This window comes from Maribacter forsetii DSM 18668 (genome assembly GCF_000744105.1).
GTDB lineage: Bacteria > Bacteroidota > Bacteroidia > Flavobacteriales > Flavobacteriaceae > Maribacter > Maribacter forsetii.
Genome location: NZ_JQLH01000001.1, coordinates 2,893,987 through 2,918,312, shown reverse-complemented (window position 1 = coordinate 2,918,312; position 24,326 = coordinate 2,893,987). Strand labels below are relative to the sequence as shown.

The following is a 24,326-nucleotide window of genomic DNA, read 5'->3' as shown; positions in this document are numbered from 1 at the left end:
AAAATTACGCAAACCATACGATTAAACCCAAAGCCCGTATTGTTTATAGGTTGTGTTGTAATTGGTTTTTATTCCGTTTTATATGATTTCAGATGTTTTTCATATTTTTCTTTAGTTTTTAAATATCCATATTTGAAGTAATTATTTTTATCTTTTGCCCAAAGTGAATTGAGGATTTTATCAGGACTATTTTGATGGCTTATAGTAGGTAATATTTCAAAAGATTTTAAATCAATGCTTTCGATTGCATCTCGATGAAAGAATATTTTTTTGCCATCTGTTGAATAATTTCTATTTGTTATTTCGAAAGTTTCAGGTTTTGCTTTAGTGATTTTTTTGCCTTCTAAGTATACATTTGTATCATCTTTAGCATAGCCAAAGCTTAAGCTTTTTAAAGATTTTGGATTTTTACAAGCCTTTACTTTTATAGCATGCTGTGTTGAATTAGATTCGTCAAAGTAATATGCAAATTGATTATCTACAGCATAACCGCATCTATAACCACCTAATTCGTATGTAAAAAGGCTAGGCATTAAACCATTATCAATAACTTTAAAAGCTTTTGGGTTTTCAATTTTCGCATTTCCGTATCTCGTTAATATTTTATTATTGTTTCCAGCGAAAAGTCTATTAAAAATTTTAAACCCCTTACTCGAGAAGCCTCTTACTAATCTTCCATTGTAGTAGACTTTCTGATCGTTAATGGCGTAATATTCATTTAGAATTTTATAATCGCTTTGTTTCCCTTTTAAAATTACAGTTGCTTCCTCAAATGCTCTGCTATAAGGGCTATAATAGAAAATTACATCATCTGATTTATAATAATTCGAAGGCTCATCGTTTATTGCTATTAATCTACTATATTCATTAAAATCAATTTCAAATTTTTCACAAAATGTTTCACTAATTTCAAATATTCCTATGGAAAGCTTAAATTCAAAAAGCCTGATTTCACTTTTTTCTGTTATAAAACCTAATTCTATTGCTTGTTCAAAATTATAACATATGGTTTCCTGTGGCAAAAGAATATTCTCTGATTTGTAGTTCTCTAAACTTTCTTTTCCATTAGTTCCTTTTTTAGATTCTCCATTAAAAAATGGATAGTATTTTAAGAATTTAGGTATTTGTATATTTACATGACTATTGTTTTCAACTAAAACCTCTATTCTAATTTTCTCATAGGGTTTATAACTGTTTTTTTTTTACGGAAATATTTATTTTCATAATAGATTTTTCTGAAATGCACTACAAGGGCTTTGGCTATGATTAGTTACGTTGATTAGCACTTAACTTTTTAAGTACACACCAAGTTGGAAATTCGTCAGGTATTTCCAAAATAGGCGAGAACAAGCAATTGCTTATAAACATTGATGGTTGTAGCCAGTTATTTATGAGTATTTATCAATTTGTTTTTCAACCCAATCATTAAATTCTGTATTATTAAAATCAGCGATTTCGTTTCCAATTTTAGGTACTTTTACGTTGAATTCGTTCTCAACCCAGTCAATGAATTTAATATTAATTCCATTCTTATCATCGTTACCGACTTCCAAGTTCCAATCCTCGACAGTTTTGGTCATATCGGCAAATCCTATTTCATCATATCCAATAGCTAATAATCTTAAAAAATCAACAAAATTCTCTGCGAGAACATATACTGCTTCTCCCTCTGAACCTAAATGAACTATTTTTTGTTTGTTATTATCATCTATCCAAAATGCAAAAATATCACCTGAAGCCCCAACTCCGAATAGTCCAAACCTATCCGAAATATTTTCAAACCCAAGCCAATATTTCATTGTTTGCCCGTCATCTGCTCTCAATTCAAAACATCCACTAATTGGGTATCCATTTTTTTCAGTCCATTCGCATAATTTTTCTAATTCAACCGGAATAGTTATTTTTTTAGGAATTCCTTCTTTAATATTTTTAAAAAGACTCATTTATTTCGTTTAATTGGCTATAGTTACGGTTACCGGTCTCGTCTATGATTAGTACGGGAATAAAAGTGCGCTTTTGTTTCCGTTTAATCCATTAGCCGAATCTTTTTGTTTGTCTTTATCTTTTCTATTTAAAAGCCAAAACCAAAAGAATTGCCGGGCATTCTAAATATACACAGACCTTAGCTCAAAGCCTAAAACCCGTATTAATTATGGCCATTGTTAGTTAACGTTAATAATACGGTTCATTTTTTTTATAATATTCTAAATTTCTCTCTGAAAAGGATATACTTTTAATGGGGTCTGATTCATTTGGCTTATAATCTCCACTAAAAGTTAAATGACCTCCGCCTTTAGTTTCGTAATGATACTCTGAATATATGGAAGAATGTATTCGATAATCCTCTTTTACAGGGCATTCTTTTTGAAGGATACTTCTAAATAGTCTATTATCTTTTACATTGGTTAACTTTCTAAATTCATCGAGAGTCATATTAGTCTTATAGGGTATTTCTCTAAATAAAATTACATTAAATGATGTGTTTAAGGGTTCATATTTATAAGTTTCATCATTACGATCTGACAGTTGAATAGTAAAGGATTCTAATCTAAAATCTTTATTATTTAAAGATTTAAAATGCAACTTTATATTTAGTTTTGTGTATGTGTAATTGAAAAATCTTTCCCCCGTATTGCGATCTGAGAAATCGTGTTTAGACAATTTATCTTCTTCAGTAAGATATTCAGAAAATCCATCTTCAGATTCATAACGAACTCTTTCTTCACTTTTCTCATCGGGCTCTCCAAAGATAGAAGCTATTTTTCTGGGGCTATCTCCAAAAAAGAAATTTTGATTGTTGTATTTATATTCGCAAATATTAAACGCTAAGCGATGGTTTTGATCATTAAACTCTTTAATTAACACATCAAATTTTGGATGTTGTTTATTTGGTATAATTTTTAAGTTAGATGTGTAATAATCTATTGTTCTTTTTTCTAAATCTATTTTACTTTTTTCCTCTCTTTGTTTATGATTTTCTTCAAGCCAGTTTCCTACAAAATCGCAAGAAATACATTGTAAACATAAAACGATGAGTATTGCTTTTTTCATAAGTATTTTCAAATGTTCATTAAGAGACATGGTTTAGTATAAGAATAGTAAGGAATTAAAAAGGCACTTCCTTTCAGTTTAGTACTTAGCCAAGTTTACAATTTTACTTTTAAATTTCAACTAAACGTCAAATTATAAATTTGGCGGACTTTGTAAATATGTACCAACTTTGTTTTTTGGCACTTAACCCTTATTATTTAAATTTCTTGTAGTTTCATTTTATAATATATTTTTTCAATTTTCAGGAACATAGTGGTGTTATCTATCCAGAAATAATTTTCAATATAGTCCAGCGCTAAGATACTTGACATACTAAGCATATACTCTGGTTCATCGTTTACAATGTTTTTTTCTAAAAAATGAACATTAGATTGCCCACTGTAATATCCATTAAACCGAAACGTGTTTTGTGGAGATGGCGTGTAGTAGTCTGGGTTCCCTATTCGGTTAATATCATCTTCTCCATTTTTTAATTTTATTAAATAATCTGAAGAATGACCGCATTCTAGTAACAAATAATGGTACTTTGGGTAATATGCCGTAATTTCACATTCATCAAGATAAGAACTAATTTCTTTACCATTATCTGTTAGTATTTTTTTTATAGTGTAATAACCATTTTCATGGGTTTCTCCAATCAATTGATTTTTTAAAATTGTTTTAATTTTTTTAATGTCTGTTATTTTTTCGGCATAAGGCTTGCTTTTTTTATGGTGTTCTGCTGTATTAAAATCTTCTTTTGAAATTTCATCAATAATCACTTTGTAATCGTTAGTAATCATTTCAATGTGTCTTTTTGCAAAAGCACCAAAAACATATCCTAATTGTTGTAATGAATCTTTTGTTGCAATTTTCAGCCAGTAATTTTTTAGATATTTACCGTTATCAAATACTGATGTAGAATCTATATTACCGTCGATGGACAAGTAATCAAAAACTGTTAAATTAGCCGCTTTTGCTATTAAAGCACTTTGAATTGTTGATTTATTACGTATTTTAATTCCTGACGGTGTTTTTATAATCACCTGATTTTTTATGGGTTTAAAACCCTTATTTGTAATTGAGTATTTCTTTATAACATTTTCTGGTTTGTTATATATGTTATGAGTATTGATGGTTAAAATATTATAGTCAATCGATGAGTTTACACCATAAAAACCTTCAGCATTATCATAAGCTGTTTCATCTATTCTATCTATGATATGCAGCGATTTGTCTAGAAGTATAGCAAAATGAGTATCTTCTGTATCCCAATATTCTGAGAAGAAAAGTACAGTTAAGTTATTTATTTCATACTTACCTGTAATATAATATTCACTATGTTTTAGGGGTTTTAGTTTTAATCTTTTTAAAACATTAGTTTCTTTTTGTACAGAAAATCCTTGTTTTTTTCCTGCACTATCATAATAGCTAAAAGGAGAATAATAACCGGTAGATAATGGTATTTCGTTTATAAGTTGTTCTAAAGTTTTTTGCCCTAATACAGATTGAAATTGAAACACTACTAGTAGTAATAAAATGGTTTTTTGCATTAATATTTTTTTTGTGTCAGGTTTTATTTTCCTAATGTTACCTAACGTCTCGGCTCGTATGTTTGGTTCTTAGTTTGAAGATACTATAATTATATAAATAAAGGAGGTTGATTAAGCGGTTGAGCTAGATACATTTTCAATGATGTCGTTTCATAGATGAACAATTCTTCTTTAGCTACTACTTTTATAAAAGTAGTAGCTTAGATATTGAACAATAGCTAAAATTAGAAGGGAAAGAGAGGTCTCGGCTAGATACACTTTAGGGTGATATCGTTTCTTAGAAATCCCGCCATTTTATAATTTTCTTGGAACGTCTCGGCTCGTATGTTTGGTTCTTAGTTTGAAGATACTATAATTATATAAATCAAAGAGACAATAAAGGAGAGAGATTTAGGGGTTTAGCTAGATACAATTTTATTGATATCGTTGCATAGATTAACTACTCTTTTAGCTACTACTTTTATAAAAGTAGTAGCTTGGATACTAACAAAAGCTAAAATAGGAGGGACAGAGAGTTCTCGGCTAGATACACTTTAGGGTGATATCGTTTCTTAGAAATCCCGCCCTTCTATAATTTTCTTGGAATCTGAACAGTACCTAGGTCCTTTGGATAGAGATCGAATCAAGTGCGAGCAAAGATGATAAAGAGAATTACAGCTTAAAAACCGAAGAAATGGAAAAGCGTTTAAAACAGAGTCTGGGCATCGATGTTTCAAAATTGAACTTATCATTATCACTAGGTTCCCTAAATGAAAATTTAGTTAAAGAATTTGAGTCCCATCCCGATGTATCCAATGATATAATGGGTTATAAGGTACTCTTGAAATGGCTGAAGGCATCTGTCGATCTCGATGTGGAATTGTTGGTGGTGATGGAAGCCACGGGCGTTTACCATCAAGGTATTGCGCATTTTCTGTACGAGCAGGGCTATAGCGTTTGTGTAATGCAATCGGGTCGTGTAAAGCGCTATGCGCAGAGTTTGGACCAACGTTCCAAAACGGATGCACTCGACAGTAGAATGCTAAGTATGTTAGGTCTGGAAAGGAACATTCGACTATGGCACCCGCCCAGTGAGGAATTGCAGGAGCTAAAAGGACTGAGCAGGGAACGTAGTTCATTGTTGAACGATAGAACGATGGAGACCAATCGACAAGGAGCTATCGCATCGAGCGTACATAACAATGCGAGGGCATTGAAAAGGCACAAGATCAGATTAAAGCTTCTGAATACCCAGATAGCGGCGGTCGAAGAAGATATGCAACTTCTGATCTCTAAAAATGAAGTATTGAAAAGGAAGCTCGATTATTTAACAAGCATCCCAGGTATATCCTTTATATCTGCGGCTACGGTAATCGGAGAAACGTTAGGCTTCGAATCTATAGTCAATGCCAAGCAGTTGGCGAGCTATGCCGGTTATGATGTAGTATTACGGGAATCGGGAAACTTCAAGGGAAAGACCCGGATCAGTAAAAAAGGGAACAGCCATATAAGGGCGGTACTGCACATGCCCTCGATGACCTGTGTACGCTGTAACCCGACATTGAAACAGTTCTATAATAGACTAAAGCCGAACAAGGCAAAGCCGTTGGTGGCACTTGTAGCGGTGCAGAGAAAACTATTGATATTGATGTATACCTTATGGAAGAACGAAGAAAACTATGATGCGGGATATGAAATAAAAAAGCAGCAAAAGCATGAAGCTCTTGCTGCGCGGGATAACAGTTTGATAAATCAACCTGTTTCCTAAATTATTAAAGAAAAAACTTGTTTTTCAACACAGTACCTAAGCGTAGTGCGGAGGCAAGGAAACCTTTCGTTTCCGTCTTAGCACGAAGCTAAAGCTTACTGTTTTGCTTTTTCTTTTTTTGTTATAAAGCTAAATCCATAAGATTTAGCGACTTCATAAATATACACAGACCTTTCGATTTTACCCTAAAATCCGCATTACGTTAGGTATTGTTGTGTGTAGGCTTATTCCACAATCTTTTTCACCCACTGAATACATTCAACTTCATCCACAATTGACCAAGAATGGGGGTGTCTAGTTCCATTACTTCTGTAGCCAGTTTTGTAAGATTGCATAAATTCCGCTTTTTGATTACCCATTAATAAAAGACGATTTATTAATTCTGAAGTTACTAGATAGCTTTGTGTACTTACAGGTTGGTTTCGTTGAACAAGTCTCCATTCAATATCGACATCATGATATGTTCTAACTGCCATATCTTTGAGCCATTTTTCATTTTCTCCATATTTTTTTTTCATTGAAAATGGATTTATTTCTTTGTAATAATCAATATTGTCTTTTGGTATTCCATGATCCTCTTTTATAAGATTCGTTACCCATTCAGCTTCTTGAACTGCAATCTGACTATACTTATTTTCAATATTTTCTTCTAGTAATTCATAAAATTTGAAAATATCTATAGGCGAATCCACGACAAAAACACCTTTAGGGCTAATTGGGAATTTGTCAGGATACTGCTTACATAATTCAGCGTATCGTAGAGCGACAGTACCACCTGCCGAAAAACCACCTATTACAAATTTTGTATTCTCTATTTCATATCTATCAAGTACATCTTTAAGAACAATTGAAATTTTCACTTGCGTTTCTTTGTCTGCATATAGTTTTGTCCCAGATGCAAATCCAATTGTCAAAATGTTATTTAGGTACCCGACATTGTGTAATTTTGTTTCAGGAAAAATACTTTCAGCATTTTGTCCAAAACCAGGAAGAAGTACTAAAACTGCATCTATTTTTTCAGTTTGAGGTTTTACTGCTAAATAATAACCGCTGAGATCATCATTTTCATCAAGTACAATCTTTTCAATAGATTGGGCTTTTCCGATTATTCCACAAAAAATAATTGTTAAAATAAGAATTGAATTTTTCATCTTTTAGCTTACACACAACGTCTCCGTATATGAAACGTAGCGTGTTAAAAGACGCTATCGTTTCGGATTATACACGAGCCGAATTTTTAAATTTTTCTTTTTATCTTTATTTTACTAAAAGCCAAATTTAAAAATTTGGCGGTCTCCGAAAATACACAAAAGCCTTTCGGATAGCCTATATTAACTATGTTTTATATATATTGTTGTGTGCAGTATTTTATACGTTAATAAACTTTTTTATCAATGAGATTTGACCTAAATGATAATAACTGTGTTCTATCATTCCGTCAATATTCCGTGTATAATTTCCATATTTTTCGTCCACAAAATTTTCATCAAGGCGCTCTTCGGGCATTTCTTCGATTAATTCAGCAAGTTTTTCCGTGTCGTTCCAAAATTTATTTTGAAATACTTCCCATTCCGTTTGTGATTCAATTGGTGGAAATTCGAAACTATATTTATCTCTAATTTCAAGTTTTCCATTATCAAATACGTTTTTTATTCCGACTATGAAATAATGAATATGTTGAGCTAAAATTGAAATTGTATTTAGAGATTCAACTTTTTTCGTAGCAATTTTCCAATCTAAATTTTCTATTTGGTCTTTAATATTCGTATTTGCAATCCAAGTTCCGTTTAGGATTACTTCTCGAAGTCGGCTTGCCAGTTGTTCACTTTTTGTCATTTCAGATTGGTTTTGTCATATTGCACACAACAATAGTACATATAACATTAAGGTTGTATATACTTCCAATATAGAATATATATAACATATGTTATATATATCTTTTATAAAATATTAACGATCAAGAAGATTCTATATCAATTAGATAACAATAGTTTCGGTTAGTTTAAAATACAGTTCAGCTACTAGATAGTACAATTCAGAATATATTTTTATTTTTTGAGAAGAAAAGGCTTCATGTTTGCTTTTATCTAGGACATTTTCAGAAAGAGGTATACGTCTAAAAGGAAATCCCTAATTTTAAAAATTAGAAAGCAATCAATTTAAGCTTATAAACATGAGTAGTTTTTTAAAGGTAGTAAGGACAGCAATAATCATAGCCTTGGTTATGGAACTAGTTCGGTTGCTTCTATCTGATTGGGAAAGCATAAGATTATATGGTGAATTACAATTTACTGGTATAGCCTTGCTGTATTCTTTTGTGCTATCTATGGTTAATATGTATTTCAGCGACTATATCTCTCAAAAGTATACATGGGAGAATGAAACGCAAAAACGGTTATGGTACGGTGCCGCTGGCTCTATTGTACTTACGGTATTGGGATTTGGTGCTGTACGAGCGTTTACTGAAATCTATATATTTGGTAAAAGCTTTGAACAGTACGTAGCCGGAGAAAGGTTACAATACTACTTCTATGCGCTGTTGGTTACCCTAGTAGTTTCATTGTTTTTACACGCTTTCTACTTCTATAAAGCCTTACAAGATACCAAGGTAAAAGAACAAAAAATTATTGCAGGTTCAGCATCGGCAAAGTTCGATGCTTTAAAGAATCAGTTAGACCCTCACTTTCTTTTTAATAGCTTAAATGTATTGACCAGCCTTATTGAGGAAGATCCTATGCAGGCGCAAAAATTTACGACTTCGCTATCTAAGGTGTATAGATACGTATTGGAGCAGAAGAGCAAAAATCTTATTTCGGTCGACGAAGAACTAAAATTTGCAAGAACCTATGTTCGTCTTCTAAAAATGCGTTTTGAAGATAGTATCGTATTTGAAATTCCTGATGAGGCACTAGATCCTGAGGCTAAAATAGTACCATTATCCCTACAGTTGTTATTAGAGAATGCAGTGAAGCATAATGTGGTAACCTCTTCAAAACCACTGCACATTAGAATATATGAAGAAGACGGGTACTTGTACGTGGTCAACAATTTACAAGAAAAACAAGTAGTTAAAAAGAGTAGTGGTGTGGGGCTACAGAACATTCATCAACGTTATGCCATTCTTACCAAAAAGGAAATGCAGATTTTTAAGACCGCTAAAGAGTTTAAGGTACGTTTACCTATGCTTACAAATGCAATTTCTTTTCGAGAAACACAAGATTCCCATATAAGCGCCAAGCGCTATGAGAAAGCAAAAGAAAGGGTAGAACTCATTAAAGGATTCTATGGTAACCTTACTTCTTATTGTATTGTTATACCTTTTCTTGCCTATATAAATTTTAAGACTACCAGTTTTGTTTGGGTTATTTTCCCTGCTATGGGTTGGGGTATTGGTTTAATAGCCCATGGTTTAAAAGCATATGGTTATAATCCGCTGTTTGGAAAAGGCTGGGAAGAAAGAAAAATAAAACAGTATATGGAAGATGATAGATTCTGAATGAATTTTAAACGGAAACACTATGAAGCTAACAAAAAAGATAAAAGCAGCTATTAGCGATAGTGTATTATGCTGGTTGGCAACCTCTTCTGCTGATAACATACCCAATGTGTCACCCAAAGAAATATACAGTTTTTTTGGAGATGATATAATTATAGTAGCAAATATAGCATCACCACAAACGGTTAAAAATGTTATTGCCAATAAAAATGTCTGTATCAGCTTTATAGATATTTTAAAGCAGAAAGGCTTTCAATTGAAAGGGGAGGCTGAAATTATTACAGCAGCTAGTAAAGAGTACGCTGAGATGCAAAATGTATTGTTGGTGCTAACCGAAGGCAAATTCCCCTTTGGTTCAATAACCAAGATTAACGTTACTAGTGCTAAGCCTATAATTGCTCCTAAATACATACTTTTTCCCGAAACTACAGAAGAGGAACAGATTGCCAGCGCAAAGAAAAACTACGGATTTTAAGGCCTCTCAATAGTCTAAGAACATGCTTTCTACAATTCAGTCGTGAAAAATTACAACTGGGTATTTCATTTTTTCAAAACCTGTACAATCTGCCGAAATTTGAAGTATAGAAATAAATTAGTAATCACTAAAACTTTAAAAAGATGGAATCAAGCTTCACAACAGACAGCAATTATAAGTATGAAAAGGCAAAAGAAAAAGTACAAGCTATAAAAGGCTTTTACGGTAATTTATTTGCCTACTGTATCGTCATACCATTTTTAGCATATATCAATTATAATACTACAAGTTTTCTTTGGTTTATTTTTCCGGCACTTGGTTGGGGATTCGGTCTATTAATGAACGGACTTTATGCCTTTGACTATAACCCGTTATTCGGTAAGAATTGGGAAGAAAGAAAGATCAAAGAATTCATGCAAGAATAATAACCTAAAAGACTAAAGATCATGGAAAACACAAAATATACAAGAGCAAAAGCAAGAGTTGAAGAAATTAGAAAATTTTATAGAAAAGTAGGATCGGCTATTGTAACCATTATCATTGTAGCGACAATCAATTATTATTTTAATGAATGGAGGAATGCCTGGTTTCTTTGGGTAGTATTCGGTTTAAGTATTAGCTTATTTTTTAAAGCAAATAAAATCTTTAACTTGAATCCGTTTACGGGCAGAGACTGGGAAGAAAGAAAATTACAAGAGTTTTTACAACAAGAAGAAAATACAAGAAGATGGAGCTAAACGAATTTGAACAATCGGATAAATTACTAAGAGCCCAAAAGAAGGTAAAAGAGATAAAGGGGTTTTATATTCACTTACTTGTTTACGTACTCGTAAATCTGTTTCTTATGACAATTACCATTATGGGGATTATGTCTGGCGGAGCTTCGTTCACAGAGGCTTTATTTAACATCGGTACTTTAACTACTCCGTTTTTCTGGGGAATAGGTTTGGCATTTCATGCCGCTAAAGTATTTGGATATAGTCCTTTCTTCAGCAAAGATTGGGAGCAGCGCCAAATCAATAAATATGTAGAGCAAGATGAACGAGATGCTGAAAAATTTAGATAATATGGAAATTTCAATGGTAGATGAGTCAGATGCATTAGCAAATGCAGAAAAGAAGGTTAAAGATTTAAAGGGTTTTTATATTCATTTAACCGTTTACATTTTGGTAAATATTTTTATAGTAGCAATGAATGTGATGATAAGAATATGGGAAGGGGAATCTTTATATGATGCATTGGTGAATTTTGGCACATTTATAACGCCTTTTTTCTGGGGAATAGGCTTGGTTTTTCACGCAGTCAAAGTCTTTGATTACCATCCGGTTTTAGGTAAAGACTGGGAAGCTCGCCAAATAAGCAAATATATGGAGGAAGATAAACGTGAATTTGAAAAATTTAGATAATATGGAAACTGAACGAGCAAATAATTATCTTTTTAATGGAGAGGACAGTAGTTTTTCTAAGTATGAAAGAGCAAAAGAAAAAGTGGCAAGTATAAAGCGCTTCTATAATCACGTATTGGTTTTTCTGATCATAAATATCATTTTGTACTTCTTAAGACATAAGTTCGTTTTCATTTTGGTAAGCAAAGAAGCATTTGGTAATCCAGAGTTTTTAGATTGGATAAATTGGAACGTTTACGGTACCACTATAGTTTGGGGAATTATACTGGCTATTCATGGAATTATTGTTTTTGGCAATATTTCATGGTACATGAAGAAATGGGAAGAACGTAAAATTCAGAAATACATAAATTCATACAACGACTAAAAAGTACTATCCTAGTAAATATAAATACAGACCATGAAGACCATTATCATTGAAGATGAAAAACCAGCGGCAAGACGTTTGGGCAGAATGTTAGAAAGTTTAGATTTAAATGTTTCTACCATGTTGCATTCTGTAGAAGAAGCTATTAATTGGTTTCAAGAGAATGAACATCCCGATTTAATTTTCTTGGATATTCAATTGTCGGACGGACTCTCATTCGAAATTTTCGATGTAATAGAGGTACATAGCGCCATCATCTTCACCACCGCTTTTGATGAGTATGCACTTAAAGCTTTTAAATTGAATAGTATAGATTACTTATTAAAGCCAATTGATGATGAAGATTTAGAACAAGCCGTAGTTAAGTATAGGAAAATGTTTAAGTCTGAAAATGAGCCAAGTAAAATCGCTCTAGATTTTGAAGATATCAAGAAATTATTGGTAAATCCGCTTGAGCGCGAGTATAAAAAGCGATTTACGGCGAAGGTAGGTCAGCATTTGAAAATCATAAATGCAGAAGATGTGGAATGTTTTTATAGTGAAAACAAAGGGACCTACGCCGCTACAAAAGATGGGCGCAATTATTTGCTCGATACTACTTTAGAACAGCTTGAAGAAGAACTGAAACCACAAGTATTCTTTAGGGTCAGCAGAAAATTCTATGTGAATATTGATCATATAAAAGACATTGTTTCCTATACCAATTCAAGATTACAGATCAAACTGAATAACAATGCAGATCATGAAATAATTGTTAGCAGAGAAAAGGTGAAAGATTTTAAGCTTTGGTTAGAGTAGAATAATTAATATTCTGATAATAAGTTATTTACGATACAAATCTTCTTCCTCGTCAATTCTATTTTCATCAAATGCCGATGGTAATAACTTGGGAATCAGTTTTATGAATATCGGAAGTAAAATAGCCCCTCCAGGTAGTATGAATATAGCCAAAGAGGGAATACTTTTAAAAATATCCAATAGTTGATTTTGAACCTTCTTCTTTTCTTCATCACTTAAATCTCGCACTGTAGATTTAGATAAAAGAGCAACTAATTCTGCACTTTGCGAGAGCTCTTTATGCAGTCGTTTGCTATTGCGAAGAATAAGTTTCTTTACCAGTTTGCCCATACTGTCGTAAAACTGCATTGCCAAATTCTTTTCCTTTAAATAAGGTATCGTATCAAAATTCAATCTAAAAAATTCTGTTACGTCGGTAATAGAAGTTGAGATAATAGTACTATCGAAACCTAGATCCTTTCCTATTCCAAATATAAATTCAGACTCGGTGTAATCTAAAGAATGATCTTCCCAAACGGTAAGGCAAGCCATATCTAGTAAATATCTATTTTCCCAGGTATCCTTATTAGTAAGCAATCTTTCGCGATAAGACCCATCAAAGCTATTCTCTGCACAACTAATATAGGTTAAGGAAGAAGCCAACAATTGAGAGAGCTTATTATCTTTTCTGTCCAACTCCTTAGAACTTAATGCATGATAAGTAATATTGATCGCTAGGTATTCAATTTCTTCAGCCTTTTCCTTTAAGGCAGGATAATCGTTTAAAAAGTGTTTAAAGAGTAGCACATCTATGAATAATAGCGAATTGGTAATAAGACTATTGAAGGTTTTACTGATGATGTTGTCCTCAATATAAATTCTAGAGGTCATTAACTTTTCTAGCTTGGCAGAAGTTTTGTTCCCCGTAAACCATTTATCAAAAAAACTAGCATTATTAATTTTTAAGATTTCATAGAACTTAAAAACCTGTTCTATAAATACCGAATAGTCTTCACCACCTTCAATACGATAGGTATAGAACAATGCGTGTAATAAATTAATTTTTGCTTTTTCGTCTTCAGATAATGTATGCTCTAGTTCAATAAATTCTGGTATGCCAGAATTTAACCCATATACAAATCCGCTTTTTTTAAGCGTAGCATATAAAGCTTCAAAAGTTGGGAAAGCGTTTTGGTGTCTTTGAACTACCGAACCATATTTCTCGATCCAACCAGAGGAAGACGGGTTCATATCTTAATAATTTAACACTGCAAAGTTAGCTAATTATTACTTCACGGATATTTATAAATGGTTACTTCTACGCTACAAAAGGGTTTTTAGGTAATACCCAGTTATGGGATTAAAAATAAATTTTCATTTTTTTTAAGAAAAAATGAACCTTCCGTTTTTAACTCCGTAAGTAAGGGTGATTCTAATCTAAAAAAAAGAGATAATGAAAAAATCAAAATTATTTATGGGACTTGGGGCATTGGCTCTAGTTGGAGGTCTTTTAGTGGCGGCAGATCACATTGATGCGCCTAGCTCTATGGGAACCACGGCAGACATTGCCGATTTTTATGCTTTTGAACCAACAGAAGGTTCAGACAATACCGTTTTTGCGGTAGATCTACAATCTAATGTACTGCCAGATTTGGCTTACGGTACATTTGATGAGAATGTATTATTGGAAATCAATATTGATACCGATAATGATTTGGTAGAAGATTTAGTTATACAGGCAATACCAAGAGATGGTAAAATGTATTTCTTTGGTCCGGTTGCACCGAGTGAAACAGGATTAAACGGAGCAATTATGGTAGATGCACCATTAGGTTCGGTAGATATTTCTGAAACTACAGCCATTGTTGAAACTACGGATAGCGGAGTTTCTTTATTTGCAGGACCTAGACAAGATGCTTTTTTCTTTGACTTCTTTCAGTTCAATGAGGTAATTGGTGGTACGGCTCCATTAGGTTTTAAACCAGCTGGTGATCCAGATTCTACTGATGACGACGATGAAACTGCTGTAGATACTTTCGATGGTGCCAACACAATGGCCGTAGTTGTTGAAATTCCTAATAGTCTTTTAGGTGCTACAACTGGTCAGAATGCGCTTGGCGTAGAAGTATACAAAACATGGGTAACTACAAACGTAAAACAATAATAAACTCTTAAAAATATAACGATGAAATATAAAAATATAAAATATACGTTTTTGTCTCTTTTGGCAGTAGCAGCTTTAGCTTCTTGTAGCGATGATGATGATAATACACCAGTAGTAATTACACCAACATGTGATGATGGTATTATGAACGGTGATGAAACCGGAGTAGATTGTGGTGGTACATGTACACCTTGTGAAGATGCAATGAACCCAGACCCTATTGAACCAGATTTTACAGGAACATATGCCCAAGTAGATTTTATGGGTAGACCAGGTATCAATACTGTTCTAAGCGCAGATGGTGATATTAAAGATGCACATAACGTGTCTATTCCTTCAGAAATGGCAGCTACTTTTCAAGCAGGTTTTGAGGCAAGGTTAGAGGCATATCATGATGTGTATGCGAACATATTAGGAGCTGATCCTGCAGATGTAAACTATGAAAACAACATATTAGGTTTAGATGCACCTACATTGACAGGTTATTTAGCTGCCGATGTATTAGAGGTAGCTCCAAATGCTCCAACTACATACTTTTTACCAGGAGAAGATGCAGATATGGACGGGAATGTTTTAAATGACCCTGCAGTAATAGGTCTTACAGGAAGAACTCCTCAAGATGATGTTATTGATGTTTCATTGATATTATTATTTGGTGGTTCTGATGGTATTAGATTTAGTGGTCAAGATACCGATGATGATGGTATGGCAGATTTACCAAGATTAACCTCAGATGGCGTTGGGCTAACCGCTACTGTAGGTACTACGTTCCCATATTTAGGAGCGCCAGAATAAGAAGTTGCCTTCACCTTACTTATTGTTAGTGGTAGGTAAGATTGGCACATCCCCTAATTGTTTATGAAAAAGAAGGGAAAGGGGAGTTGAAAAGACTCCCCTTATTTTAAACGATCCACAAAAAACAACCTTATGAAATTAATTAAGCTTTTAATAATAATATTACTGGTATCATCATGTGGTACCAAAAATCAGGACGCAGTTGCTAATAAAAAAGATTACGATAAGTATTTAGTCGCAAATGAGATAAAGACCACATCAAAATATTTTGATCTTTGGAATTCAAAAATTAGACCGGACAGCATGCAACTAACCAGTTTTGGTGTAGTTGGTGGGGAGTATAATAGATATTTTCAACAAACCGGAGATATTAAATATCTGAAAAAGGCTGAAAAAAGTTTAAAGAAAGCGGTAGATATCGCCAATATTGGTAAATCAGGTTTTTATAGGGCTTTAGCCAGAAATTATATTTCACAGCACCGTTTTAAAGAAGCATTACATTTAACGGATTCTGCAGCGGCAATAGGTGGTGATAAAACCGAAAACCAAAGTTTGTACTTTGATCTTCATATGGAACTCGGTAATTATCAATTGGCAGAAAGCTATTTAGATAGTTTAAAGAACATGTCAGATTTTGGTTATATGATACGTTTGGCAAAATGGAACGATTATAAAGGCAATCTAGATACGACCATTAACTTTATGGAAAAAGCAAGAGCTAAAGCAGAGCTATCTAAAAATAAAGATTTAATGCTATGGAGTTATACCAATCTTGGTGATTACTATGGGCATGCAGGTAGAATTGAAGATTCTTACAATCATTATTTAAAGGCTTTGGAAATAGATAATAACAATGCATATGCTAAAAAAGGTATTGCTTGGATTGTTTTTTCAAACGACAAGAATGCAGAAGAGGCAATTCGAATTTTAGATTCGGTTACTAAAAATTATAATGCACCAGATTATTTCTTGTTAAAGGCAGAAATAGCAGATTATATCGGTGATGACTTAGTACGAACTAAAAATTTAGACGAGTACTTTACCAGAGTAAAGAATACAGCTTATGGTGATATGTATAATGCGTACAATTTAGGTTTATTTATTGGCGAGACCAAGCAGTATGATAGCGCAATGATCTTGGCACAGAGAGAAGTGGATAATAGACCAACACCAGAATCTTATAGTTGGTTGGGTTATAGTCTCTTAAAAAATGGAGATAAAGAGAAAGCGATGGACATTATGAACACCTACGTATATGGAAAAACATTTGAACCGGCTTTATTGTATCAGGCAGCTGAAGTGTACAAAGCCAATGGAGAAGAAGAAAAAGTTAAAGAAATAAAAGGAGAATTAATAGGGGCTATATATGAACTAGGTCCCGGTATGGAAAAGCAAGTCCATGATTTGTAATTGATTGCCCAATTATATTCATCTCATGTTTGTTTTAGGTTGGATTGTTTTTTTTCAGCGCCACGATGTTAAGTCGTGGCGCTGTTATTATTACGCATTTCATCGAAAATTTGGTTTTTTTTAACAGGCGTATAGATGAAATGCATATATTTATCGACCAAATGCATTCAAAGTGTCCCCCGAGACTTTGAATTTTGAACTAAAAGTAACCAAGTAAACCAATTAGTGTTATGGAATACCTACTCTTTACATTATGGATTAGCTTAATGATTTTAATGGTTGGCAAAGCAATATTTGCCTACAGGTCTTTGCAAAAGACATTGAATCGTACCAATAGCACAATCTAAATCAATTTTCTTAGCAGAACCGGTAGTAATAGTAGATCTAGTATCAAGGCTGTTACCAAGGTTACACTTATGATCAACCCAATAGTTACACTAGGTTGATGAATAGAAAATAACATCACCATAAATCCGAAGAAAAGAATAATGGTTGTGATGACCAGCGCTCTACCCGTTTGTGCAAATGTTTTTTCAAGTGCGGCCTCTTTATCCAACCCTTGGCTTATACCCAATTTGTATTTTCCTAGAAAGTGAATGGTGTCGTCAACGGCAATACCAAATACTATAGCAAAAACCACAGAGAGTGATGCTTCAAGCGGAATACCTAAAAATCCTAGCATACCGCCGGCAAATAGTATTGGTAGAATATTAGGTACAAGAGAAATAAGGAAGATTTTAATATCCCTGAAAACAAAAGCCATAATAACCCCTATTACTAATAATCCGTAAAGCAAACCTTCTAATAAACTACTTCTTATATACTCAGAATTTTTATCCAATAAAATACTTTTACCTGTTACTTTTATTAAAACAACAGAGGTATCTAATTTGGTTTGGGCAAATTCAGCAATATTTTCATAAACCACTTTTAGATTATCGGTGCCGATGTCTTGCAATCTTCCGTTGATTCGGGCAATAGTTTCATCAGAATTTACAAATTTAGCCAATTGCTTACGAGCAAACTTACGTGTGTCTTTTTGGTATTTTAAAAAGGTCTTTTCATCCTTTGGTAAAGAAAAGTAGGCAGAGCTATTTAAGTTGTTTGCCTTATTGAAAATTTTATATGGAAGGTTAGCAGACTGTACATTGCCAATACTTTTAAATGTTTTTAAATAAACCAGTAGCTTTTCTATTTCTTGGGCAACTTTAAAATCGGTTACCTTATTGCCATTGGTACTCATTACTGCAATTTCTAAAGGTCTAAATCCTGAAAAGTTACTTTGAAAGTAATCGAAATCTTTAGCTATTTTGCTTTCTGCAGGTAACGTATTCTTTAATTCTTGATTGGTTTGTACCATATAAATACCTAGAACGCATAGTGCTGTAAAAACAACAGTTCCTACTATAATGGATTTGGGATAGTTCTTTGTAAACGTGTTCACTTTTAAAAGATAGTGTACCCAATTTTCAGAAATACTTCTTCGACCGATCAATGATTTTTCAGGTAAAAAGATCAATAAAGAACCCGTTAAGAAAATAACGGTTATGTAAGCTACTAAAACACCTATAGCCGCGTTGATACCAAATTCTTGAATACTTACCAATCTGGACGAAAGTAAGGTGACAAAACCCACCGCAGTGGTTATAGAAGTTAATAAGGTGGTCATACCCACTTCTTTAAGAGATGATGTAATGGCATTATACCGTGGTATGCCTGTTTGCAATTTTCTAATGTAACTGTCGGTAAGGTGTATGACATCAGACGTACCTACAATGAGCATGAGCACTGGGTAGAAAGCGGCCATGGCATTCAATTCTTTGCCTAACCAGCCTAATAATCCCATAAATAGTAAAAGAGACATGGCAATTGAAAAAACCGATATCAAAACCACAGGCATACTTCTGTAAACCAAAAGTAGAATTATAAAGACCAAAATCGATGCTACAATGGTAGTTGTAAGCACTTCGCTCTTTTGCATTTCAACAATGGCTTCATAAAAAAAAGCCCTGCCTAAAATGTGATAATCGGGTAAATTATGTTCTTTTAATGAAGTTCTAATACTATTTAAAAGAAGTTCAGATTGCTTGTAATCTAAGTTGTCTTCGGTCTCTAATGCTAAAACTAAAGAGGTTCTCTTTTCATCAACTAGTACGTTAATAAAGAGGGAATCTTCTTTAATCTTATCCCAATCCTTTTGGTATTGCAAAGGGTCGTCAATATGTATAATTGGCAATGTTGTATATCCAAAAGAAGTTTTAAGCGGGTAAGAGAGCGAGGTCAACGAACTGCTTTCAAGAACATGTGGAAAGTTTTTGCTTTCTTCTGAAAATGCCTTAAAACTGTTTAGAAATTCTTGCTGAAAAACATCAGGCGCGTTCTTTACTGCAATGAGTAAAAAATTGTCATCTGTTCCAAACTCTTCCACATAGTCGTCATAAAAGGCTAGATCAGGATCTTCTTCAGGAAAAAACTGGCTAAAATCGAAAGAAAACCGAAGTTCGTCCAATTTAGAGGCAGCCAACACGCCCAATAGGATAAACAGTATAATGAAAAGCTTTTTAAGAAAGCCAAAATTCACCTTCATAGAAAATGTATAATCTATTCTGGTACAAATTTACCACTCTACTTTGTAACGGTAATGAAAAGTATAAAAAAGAGCGATGAAGTTTTCTTTAAAACCTACACCGCTCTTTTATTATAGCATAATAACTATAGGTCAATAAAATTGTCAAGGTCTAAGGTCCAATCATAATTGGTGTATTCAATATCTACCCCTTTGGTAGAAGGTATGATTTCATTGGCTTTCAGTATTTTCTTGATACCGCCTTTACCGCCAAAGTCTCCTCTAAACCAACTAAATAACGATGTTACTTTTACTACATTGGTTTCACTATTGTATTCACTGGTTTTCTCTAATAATCTTTTAGTACCAATATTAAATTGCTCTTGCAAACGCTCCCATTGGTATATTGCGACTGGTGGACAATCTTTAGCGCCACAATTCAAAGCGAAATGCACATTAAAAACAGGCTTGTTAACCCTTAATTTACGCTCAAATTTGTTAGGAAACCACTTGCGTATATAGCCTAAACCATATTCCCATTGCGATTTTCTAATAATACCATGTTCTATTTTTGCAAACGATACGGTTTCACCTGCAATTTTAATTTGCTCCAACTTAAAGAAGGTGCCACGGTCATCGTACAACTCCGGATTCTTTTGTAGAATTACCTGTATATAGGCATTGTAAATATTTATCCAAAAAGCCAATCGTTTATCATTGGTATCCAGAGCATTGTCTAGTTCTTTTATAGATGTATTTGCTAAAATGTCTTGAAGGTCTTGCGTGTCTTTCTTATCAATGATTCTCTGTAAAAAAGTCTCTGATAATTCATTGAAATCGGTATTTGAACTGGTCTCAACCTGTGCTTGCACATCTGTCTTCGCCATAAAAAGTATAGCCAACATAGTTACAAGAAAAGAGATTTTTAATTTCATAATATTGTTTTAGGTTACTTTAACTACGTAATAGTAGTTAAAAGGTTCGTGAAAGCTTGGTCGTATTTTTATATAATTGATTACGTTAATCTTTTTGTAAAAAATTGACGGGTTTTAAAACTATTATTCTCACCTTACGTAGGTAAGTCGCAAATTGAAATATTATATTAAACTTTTTTTATTTTCTAAATACAACGCTTTGATAATTTTATGATAAGTATAATAATACCTGCACATAACGAATTCAATAACTTGCAACGGCTCTTTAAGGTTGCCTGTTTTTTAGAACATGAGAAACTATTAGAAATCATTGTTGCGGTATCACCAGGTAATACAGATACTATCGAAAATTTAGATTGTAGTCAAAAAGTGAAACTAGTACATTGTAAAAATAAAGGTAGGGCGGCTCAAATGAACGAAGCTTCTAAAATAGCCTTAGGAAATATCTTTGTTTTTTTACATGCTGATGTAGTACCGCCAAGCGGATTCATTGATGATATTTTAAATAGTCTTGACAATGGATATGATGCAGGATTCTTTTCGTACAAGTTTGATAAAGACACGTGGTATTTACGTGTAAACGCCTCTTTTACAGCTAAAGACGGATTGTTTACCGGTGGCGGCGATCAATGCCTTTTTATTAAAAAAGAGGCTTTCAACCAATTGGGTAAATTTAATGAAGAACAAGTATTAATGGAAGATTTTGAATTTTTCCGTCGTATGAAAAAAGAGAATGTACCGTATACGATTGTTAAAAATGACTTGATAGTATCTGCCCGTAAGTATGAGTCTAATTCGTATCTAAGGGTGAACCTTTCTAACTTTCTTTTAGTGGTACTCTTTAAATTTGGATACCCAGGTAACAAACTAAAATCACTACATAACAAATTGATTCGCACCCCATACAATGGTTGAGATAATAAACGGAATTCAACAAATTGGGATAGGAGTTCTCGATGTTAAAGAGGTATTTAATTGGTATAGAAAACATTTAAATTTTGATATTCTGTTGTTTGAGGATGAGGCGGTTGCCACTTTAATGACGAAATACACCAATGGTAATGCAGAAAGGAGAGAAGCTTATTTATCGTTAAATATGACAGGTGGTGGTGGCTTAGAGATTTGGCAGTTCAAGGACCGAAAGCCCACTGCACCTACAACTTCAATTAAATTTGGGGATTTAGGTATTTATGCGATGAAAGTAAGGTGCATAAACTTGACCGAAATGCATTCGTATTTGAGGGATTTAGAAGTATCTAGTCTTTCAGAAATCAATAAATCTTATTGTTCTCATTTCTACTTTACCGATCCTTTTGGTAATAGGGTGCAAATGGTTGAAGATCATTATGTTTTTTGTGAGCAATCATCAAAAAATGGGGGAGTGCTAGGCGCTGTAATTGGCGTTGGTAATATGGAAAATTCAATCGACTTTTATAGTTCAATGTTAGGGTATTCAATTAAAAAGTACGATAGTATTGAAACACTTGAAAGCGATAATACAAAAGGAAAATATAGAAGGGTAATTATTTCTCAAGAACGAAAGTCCGTTGGCGGATTTGGAGATCTTCTTGGTCCTACACAACTAGAATTAATTCAGGTTTTTGATAGAACTCCGGTAAAAATTTTTGAAAATAGATTGTGGGGAGACTTGGGGTATATACACTTGTGTTTTGATGTATCAGGTATGAACTCGATTAGAGAAAAAGCTAAAACCAATGGTTATCCTTTTACCGTAGACAGTGCCAATAGTTTTGATATGGGCGATGCCGCGGGTCATTTCAGTTATATGGAAGATCCGGATGGTACATTAATAGAATTGGTAGAAACGCATAAAGTCCCTATTGTAAAATCATTAGGATTGTTCTTGAATCTTAAAAAGAGGAATCCGCATAAAACCTTACCAAAATGGTTGGTAAAAAGTTTAAGTTTTAGTCGGGTAAAAAAAGATAAGTAATCTAAAACATCTGCCGTTTGAGTTCTTACTGGTATTTCTGATCAATCCTATTCCAAAGAAGAAAAATATAGCTCCCAATACACCGTATACAATAAGTTGTTTAGTGGTACCAGTGCTATTACCTAATAAAATTGCAGTATAAACAAGTCGGCCAATACCTAACAAGGTTAAAACAGTTCCGAAAAGTTTCTTTAAATCCGTGGTAGCAAAATAGTAAAAAAAATGGGCAGTTAGTAAAAACTGCCCATTATACTTTATAATTTAATTTATTATGAAGTCGCTACTACACCAAGCGTATATAATTGCTCTAGGTTTGGCGATTCACTACCACCTGCCGGTTCTAAAGTAATACCAAATGCTTCAGATTCGTTAGGGTTGTTTAGGGCAAAAACTTTGTTTTCATCCGTAGCAAAATCTTCTAGCAGACCCATACTGGTAGGGGTAAGCGGTGAAAGTTTAAGGGACCAAACTTGGTATACAAACCCATCTGGTGGTTCAGGTAAGCCTTTGGCATCTATAAATACCTTTTGATCTTCTTTGTTCCAATACGCTTTAGCGTAAGAAGTTGGTGATACTGCTTGACCACCTAATGCAATTACACTAATGTTTTGGTCACGTAGTGTATTCAGTAATTCTTGTGTCTGTTCTAAAGAAGAGTCGGTATCTGCAATTTGCTGTTCCAAATCTACATTTTGTTTTTCAACAACTTCAATGTCAGATTTTAAATCTTGGTTCTGCTGATACATCCAAAAAAGACCTACGGCCAATAGAACAGATGCTGCCCAACCAATATATGATAAGAACGGTGAACTACGCTTCTCATTTATATCTACGACCTTGACTTCACCGTTAATTCTATTCATTAATGCTGCAAATGAATAGTTATAACCTGGCGATGCTTTTCTGGATAACTCTAAAATAGCCGCTTCAATTGCTTCAATCTCCTTTTGAATTTCTGGATACTCTTTTGCATAGTTAGCTATTTCCAGATTTTCTTTTTCTGAAAGTGAACCAGCTATATAAAGCTCCAAAATTCCCGATGCTATGTATTTTTCTACATCCATACTATCTTACCTCCATATTCTCCCTTAATTGGGAAATGCAACTTCTGTTTCTTGTTTTTACAGTACCTAAGGGAATTTCCAATTCTTCTGCGGCGTCTTTTTGAGTGTACCCTCTAAAATATAACAGTTCAATGATTTGAACACATTTTTCCTTTAAATTTTTAACAAGTTTTCTCAAACCCTTAGTATCTACAGATGAAGTTTCTTCTTCTTCCTTGTGCTGTAAAATACCTACGAAGAAGTCTGCCGAAAGGTTCTTTTTTTCATTTTTATACGACCTACTGCGTATTTCATCGATAGCGGCGTTTCTGGCAATATTCAATATCCATGTAAAAAACCTTCCTTTAGAGGAGTTATAGCTTTCACAGTTGTTCCATATTTTAATAAAAACATCTTGACAAATTTCTTGGGAGAGTGCATCGTTCTTAACGATGGTGTTAATCACACCACAAATGTTCTCGCTATACATGCCATATAGCTTTTCGAAAGCGGAGGGGTCTTTCTTCTTAAACTGATCAACCAATAGGTCTAATTGCATATGTAATTTTTTAAATCGGATAAAAATAAAAAAAGCTGTTCCAAGAACA

Annotated in this window: 25 protein-coding genes; 14 read left to right on the top strand and 11 right to left on the bottom strand. The window is 33.5% G+C overall.

The genetic code is table 11. The features are described from left to right. Positions 1–68: 68 nt before the first annotated feature. The 4 genes from P177_RS12530 to P177_RS12515 form a co-directional block, all read right to left on the bottom strand. Positions 69–1,022, bottom strand: a complete 954-nt coding sequence (locus P177_RS12530; protein ID WP_036155234.1) for a DKNYY domain-containing protein — start codon at positions 1,020–1,022, stop codon at positions 69–71. A 366-nt stretch (positions 1,023–1,388) separates the two neighbouring features. Continuing rightward, complete coding sequence (locus P177_RS19455; RefSeq protein ID WP_051941824.1) at positions 1,389–1,943, bottom strand: hypothetical protein; 555 nt, start codon at positions 1,941–1,943, stop codon at positions 1,389–1,391. A gap of 229 nt (positions 1,944–2,172) precedes the next feature. Further along, on the bottom strand, positions 2,173–3,051 hold the full coding sequence (locus P177_RS12520; RefSeq protein WP_157486555.1) for a hypothetical protein: 879 nt from the start codon (positions 3,049–3,051) through the stop codon (positions 2,173–2,175). Between the two features lie 197 nt (positions 3,052–3,248). Then, positions 3,249–4,583 (bottom strand): hypothetical protein, encoded by a 1,335-nt coding sequence (locus P177_RS12515; protein ID WP_036155227.1) that lies wholly within the window; start codon positions 4,581–4,583, stop codon positions 3,249–3,251. A gap of 673 nt (positions 4,584–5,256) precedes the next feature. Here P177_RS12515 and P177_RS12510 point away from each other — a divergent pair. Beyond that, positions 5,257–6,330: an IS110 family RNA-guided transposase gene (locus P177_RS12510; protein WP_036152083.1), complete on the top strand. Its 1,074-nt coding sequence runs from the start codon at positions 5,257–5,259 to the stop codon at positions 6,328–6,330. 224 nt (positions 6,331–6,554) lie between these two features. On the opposite strand, the gene P177_RS12505 is transcribed toward P177_RS12510, so the two are convergent. Both P177_RS12505 and P177_RS12500 read right to left on the bottom strand, forming a co-directional pair. Next, a complete protein-coding gene (locus P177_RS12505; RefSeq protein ID WP_036155220.1) occupies positions 6,555–7,481 on the bottom strand; it encodes an alpha/beta fold hydrolase in 927 nt (308 codons plus the stop codon). A gap of 217 nt (positions 7,482–7,698) precedes the next feature. Next, complete coding sequence (locus tag P177_RS12500) at positions 7,699–8,166, bottom strand: hypothetical protein (RefSeq protein WP_036155219.1); 468 nt, start codon at positions 8,164–8,166, stop codon at positions 7,699–7,701. A gap of 337 nt (positions 8,167–8,503) precedes the next feature. Here P177_RS12500 and P177_RS12495 point away from each other — a divergent pair, with 337 nt between their 5' ends. The 8 genes from P177_RS12495 (at position 8,504) to P177_RS12460 (ending at position 12,872) form a co-directional block, all read left to right on the top strand. Continuing rightward, positions 8,504–9,826 carry a 2TM domain-containing protein gene (locus P177_RS12495; RefSeq protein ID WP_036155218.1) on the top strand — a complete coding sequence of 441 codons (1,323 nt, stop codon included), beginning with the start codon at positions 8,504–8,506 and terminating at the stop codon, positions 9,824–9,826. A gap of 22 nt (positions 9,827–9,848) precedes the next feature. Then, positions 9,849–10,301 carry a pyridoxamine 5'-phosphate oxidase family protein gene (locus P177_RS12490; protein ID WP_036155217.1) on the top strand — a complete coding sequence of 151 codons (453 nt, stop codon included), beginning with the start codon at positions 9,849–9,851 and terminating at the stop codon, positions 10,299–10,301. 143 nt (positions 10,302–10,444) lie between these two features. Beyond that, a complete protein-coding gene (locus P177_RS12485) occupies positions 10,445–10,726 on the top strand; it encodes a 2TM domain-containing protein (protein WP_036155216.1) in 282 nt (93 codons plus the stop codon). Positions 10,727–10,747: 21 nt separating this feature from the next. Beyond that, positions 10,748–11,038 (top strand): 2TM domain-containing protein, encoded by a 291-nt coding sequence (locus tag P177_RS12480; RefSeq protein WP_036155215.1) that lies wholly within the window; start codon positions 10,748–10,750, stop codon positions 11,036–11,038. Further along, positions 11,029–11,367, top strand: a complete 339-nt coding sequence (locus P177_RS12475) for a 2TM domain-containing protein (RefSeq protein WP_036155212.1) — start codon at positions 11,029–11,031, stop codon at positions 11,365–11,367. Before P177_RS12480 ends, P177_RS12475 begins: the two co-directional genes overlap by 10 nt. Next, the gene (locus P177_RS12470; RefSeq protein WP_245233038.1) at positions 11,348–11,707 is read left to right on the top strand and encodes a 2TM domain-containing protein; all 360 of its coding nucleotides are present in this window, start codon (positions 11,348–11,350) and stop codon (positions 11,705–11,707) included. Before P177_RS12475 ends, P177_RS12470 begins: the two co-directional genes overlap by 20 nt. Position 11,708: 1 nt before the next feature. Further along, the gene (locus P177_RS12465; protein WP_036155210.1) at positions 11,709–12,074 is read left to right on the top strand and encodes a 2TM domain-containing protein; all 366 of its coding nucleotides are present in this window, start codon (positions 11,709–11,711) and stop codon (positions 12,072–12,074) included. Between the two features lie 33 nt (positions 12,075–12,107). Further along, positions 12,108–12,872, top strand: a complete 765-nt coding sequence (locus P177_RS12460) for a LytR/AlgR family response regulator transcription factor (RefSeq protein ID WP_036155209.1) — start codon at positions 12,108–12,110, stop codon at positions 12,870–12,872. Positions 12,873–12,896: 24 nt separating this feature from the next. Here P177_RS12460 and P177_RS12455 read toward each other — a convergent pair whose 3' ends face one another. Further along, positions 12,897–14,102 carry an LETM1-related biofilm-associated protein gene (locus tag P177_RS12455; RefSeq protein WP_036155208.1) on the bottom strand — a complete coding sequence of 402 codons (1,206 nt, stop codon included), beginning with the start codon at positions 14,100–14,102 and terminating at the stop codon, positions 12,897–12,899. A gap of 202 nt (positions 14,103–14,304) precedes the next feature. Here P177_RS12455 and P177_RS12450 point away from each other — a divergent pair, with 202 nt between their 5' ends. The 3 genes from P177_RS12450 to P177_RS12440 all read left to right on the top strand — a co-directional run bounded on the left by P177_RS12450 (position 14,305) and on the right by P177_RS12440 (position 17,220). Continuing rightward, complete coding sequence (locus P177_RS12450; protein WP_036155207.1) at positions 14,305–15,015, top strand: DUF4331 family protein; 711 nt, start codon at positions 14,305–14,307, stop codon at positions 15,013–15,015. A 21-nt stretch (positions 15,016–15,036) separates the two neighbouring features. Continuing rightward, a complete protein-coding gene (locus P177_RS12445; RefSeq protein ID WP_036155206.1) occupies positions 15,037–15,810 on the top strand; it encodes a DUF4331 family protein in 774 nt (257 codons plus the stop codon). A gap of 132 nt (positions 15,811–15,942) precedes the next feature. Next, positions 15,943–17,220, top strand: a complete 1,278-nt coding sequence (locus tag P177_RS12440) for a tetratricopeptide repeat protein (protein ID WP_036155205.1) — start codon at positions 15,943–15,945, stop codon at positions 17,218–17,220. Between the two features lie 343 nt (positions 17,221–17,563). Here P177_RS12440 and P177_RS12435 read toward each other — a convergent pair whose 3' ends face one another. Together P177_RS12435 and P177_RS12430 are read right to left on the bottom strand one after the other, a co-directional pair. Next, on the bottom strand, positions 17,564–19,807 hold the full coding sequence (locus P177_RS12435) for an efflux RND transporter permease subunit (RefSeq protein WP_036155204.1): 2,244 nt from the start codon (positions 19,805–19,807) through the stop codon (positions 17,564–17,566). 125 nt (positions 19,808–19,932) lie between these two features. Next, positions 19,933–20,721: a DUF547 domain-containing protein gene (locus P177_RS12430; RefSeq protein ID WP_036155203.1), complete on the bottom strand. Its 789-nt coding sequence runs from the start codon at positions 20,719–20,721 to the stop codon at positions 19,933–19,935. A 210-nt stretch (positions 20,722–20,931) separates the two neighbouring features. On the opposite strand from P177_RS12430, the gene P177_RS12425 reads away from it, so the two are divergent. Further along, positions 20,932–21,636 (top strand): glycosyltransferase, encoded by a 705-nt coding sequence (locus tag P177_RS12425; protein ID WP_036155201.1) that lies wholly within the window; start codon positions 20,932–20,934, stop codon positions 21,634–21,636. Then, the gene (locus P177_RS12420) at positions 21,629–22,675 is read left to right on the top strand and encodes a VOC family protein (RefSeq protein WP_036155199.1); all 1,047 of its coding nucleotides are present in this window, start codon (positions 21,629–21,631) and stop codon (positions 22,673–22,675) included. Before P177_RS12425 ends, P177_RS12420 begins: the two co-directional genes overlap by 8 nt. Positions 22,676–22,944: 269 nt before the next feature. On the opposite strand, the gene P177_RS12415 is transcribed toward P177_RS12420, so the two are convergent. Both P177_RS12415 and P177_RS12410 read right to left on the bottom strand, forming a co-directional pair. Then, positions 22,945–23,739, bottom strand: coding sequence for an anti-sigma factor (locus tag P177_RS12415; protein WP_036155197.1), 795 nt, complete (start codon positions 23,737–23,739; stop codon positions 22,945–22,947). 1 nt (position 23,740) lies between these two features. Continuing rightward, entirely contained in the window at positions 23,741–24,277 is a 537-nt protein-coding gene (locus P177_RS12410; RefSeq protein WP_036155196.1) for an RNA polymerase sigma factor, read from the bottom strand. Positions 24,278–24,326: the final 49 nt, after the last annotated feature.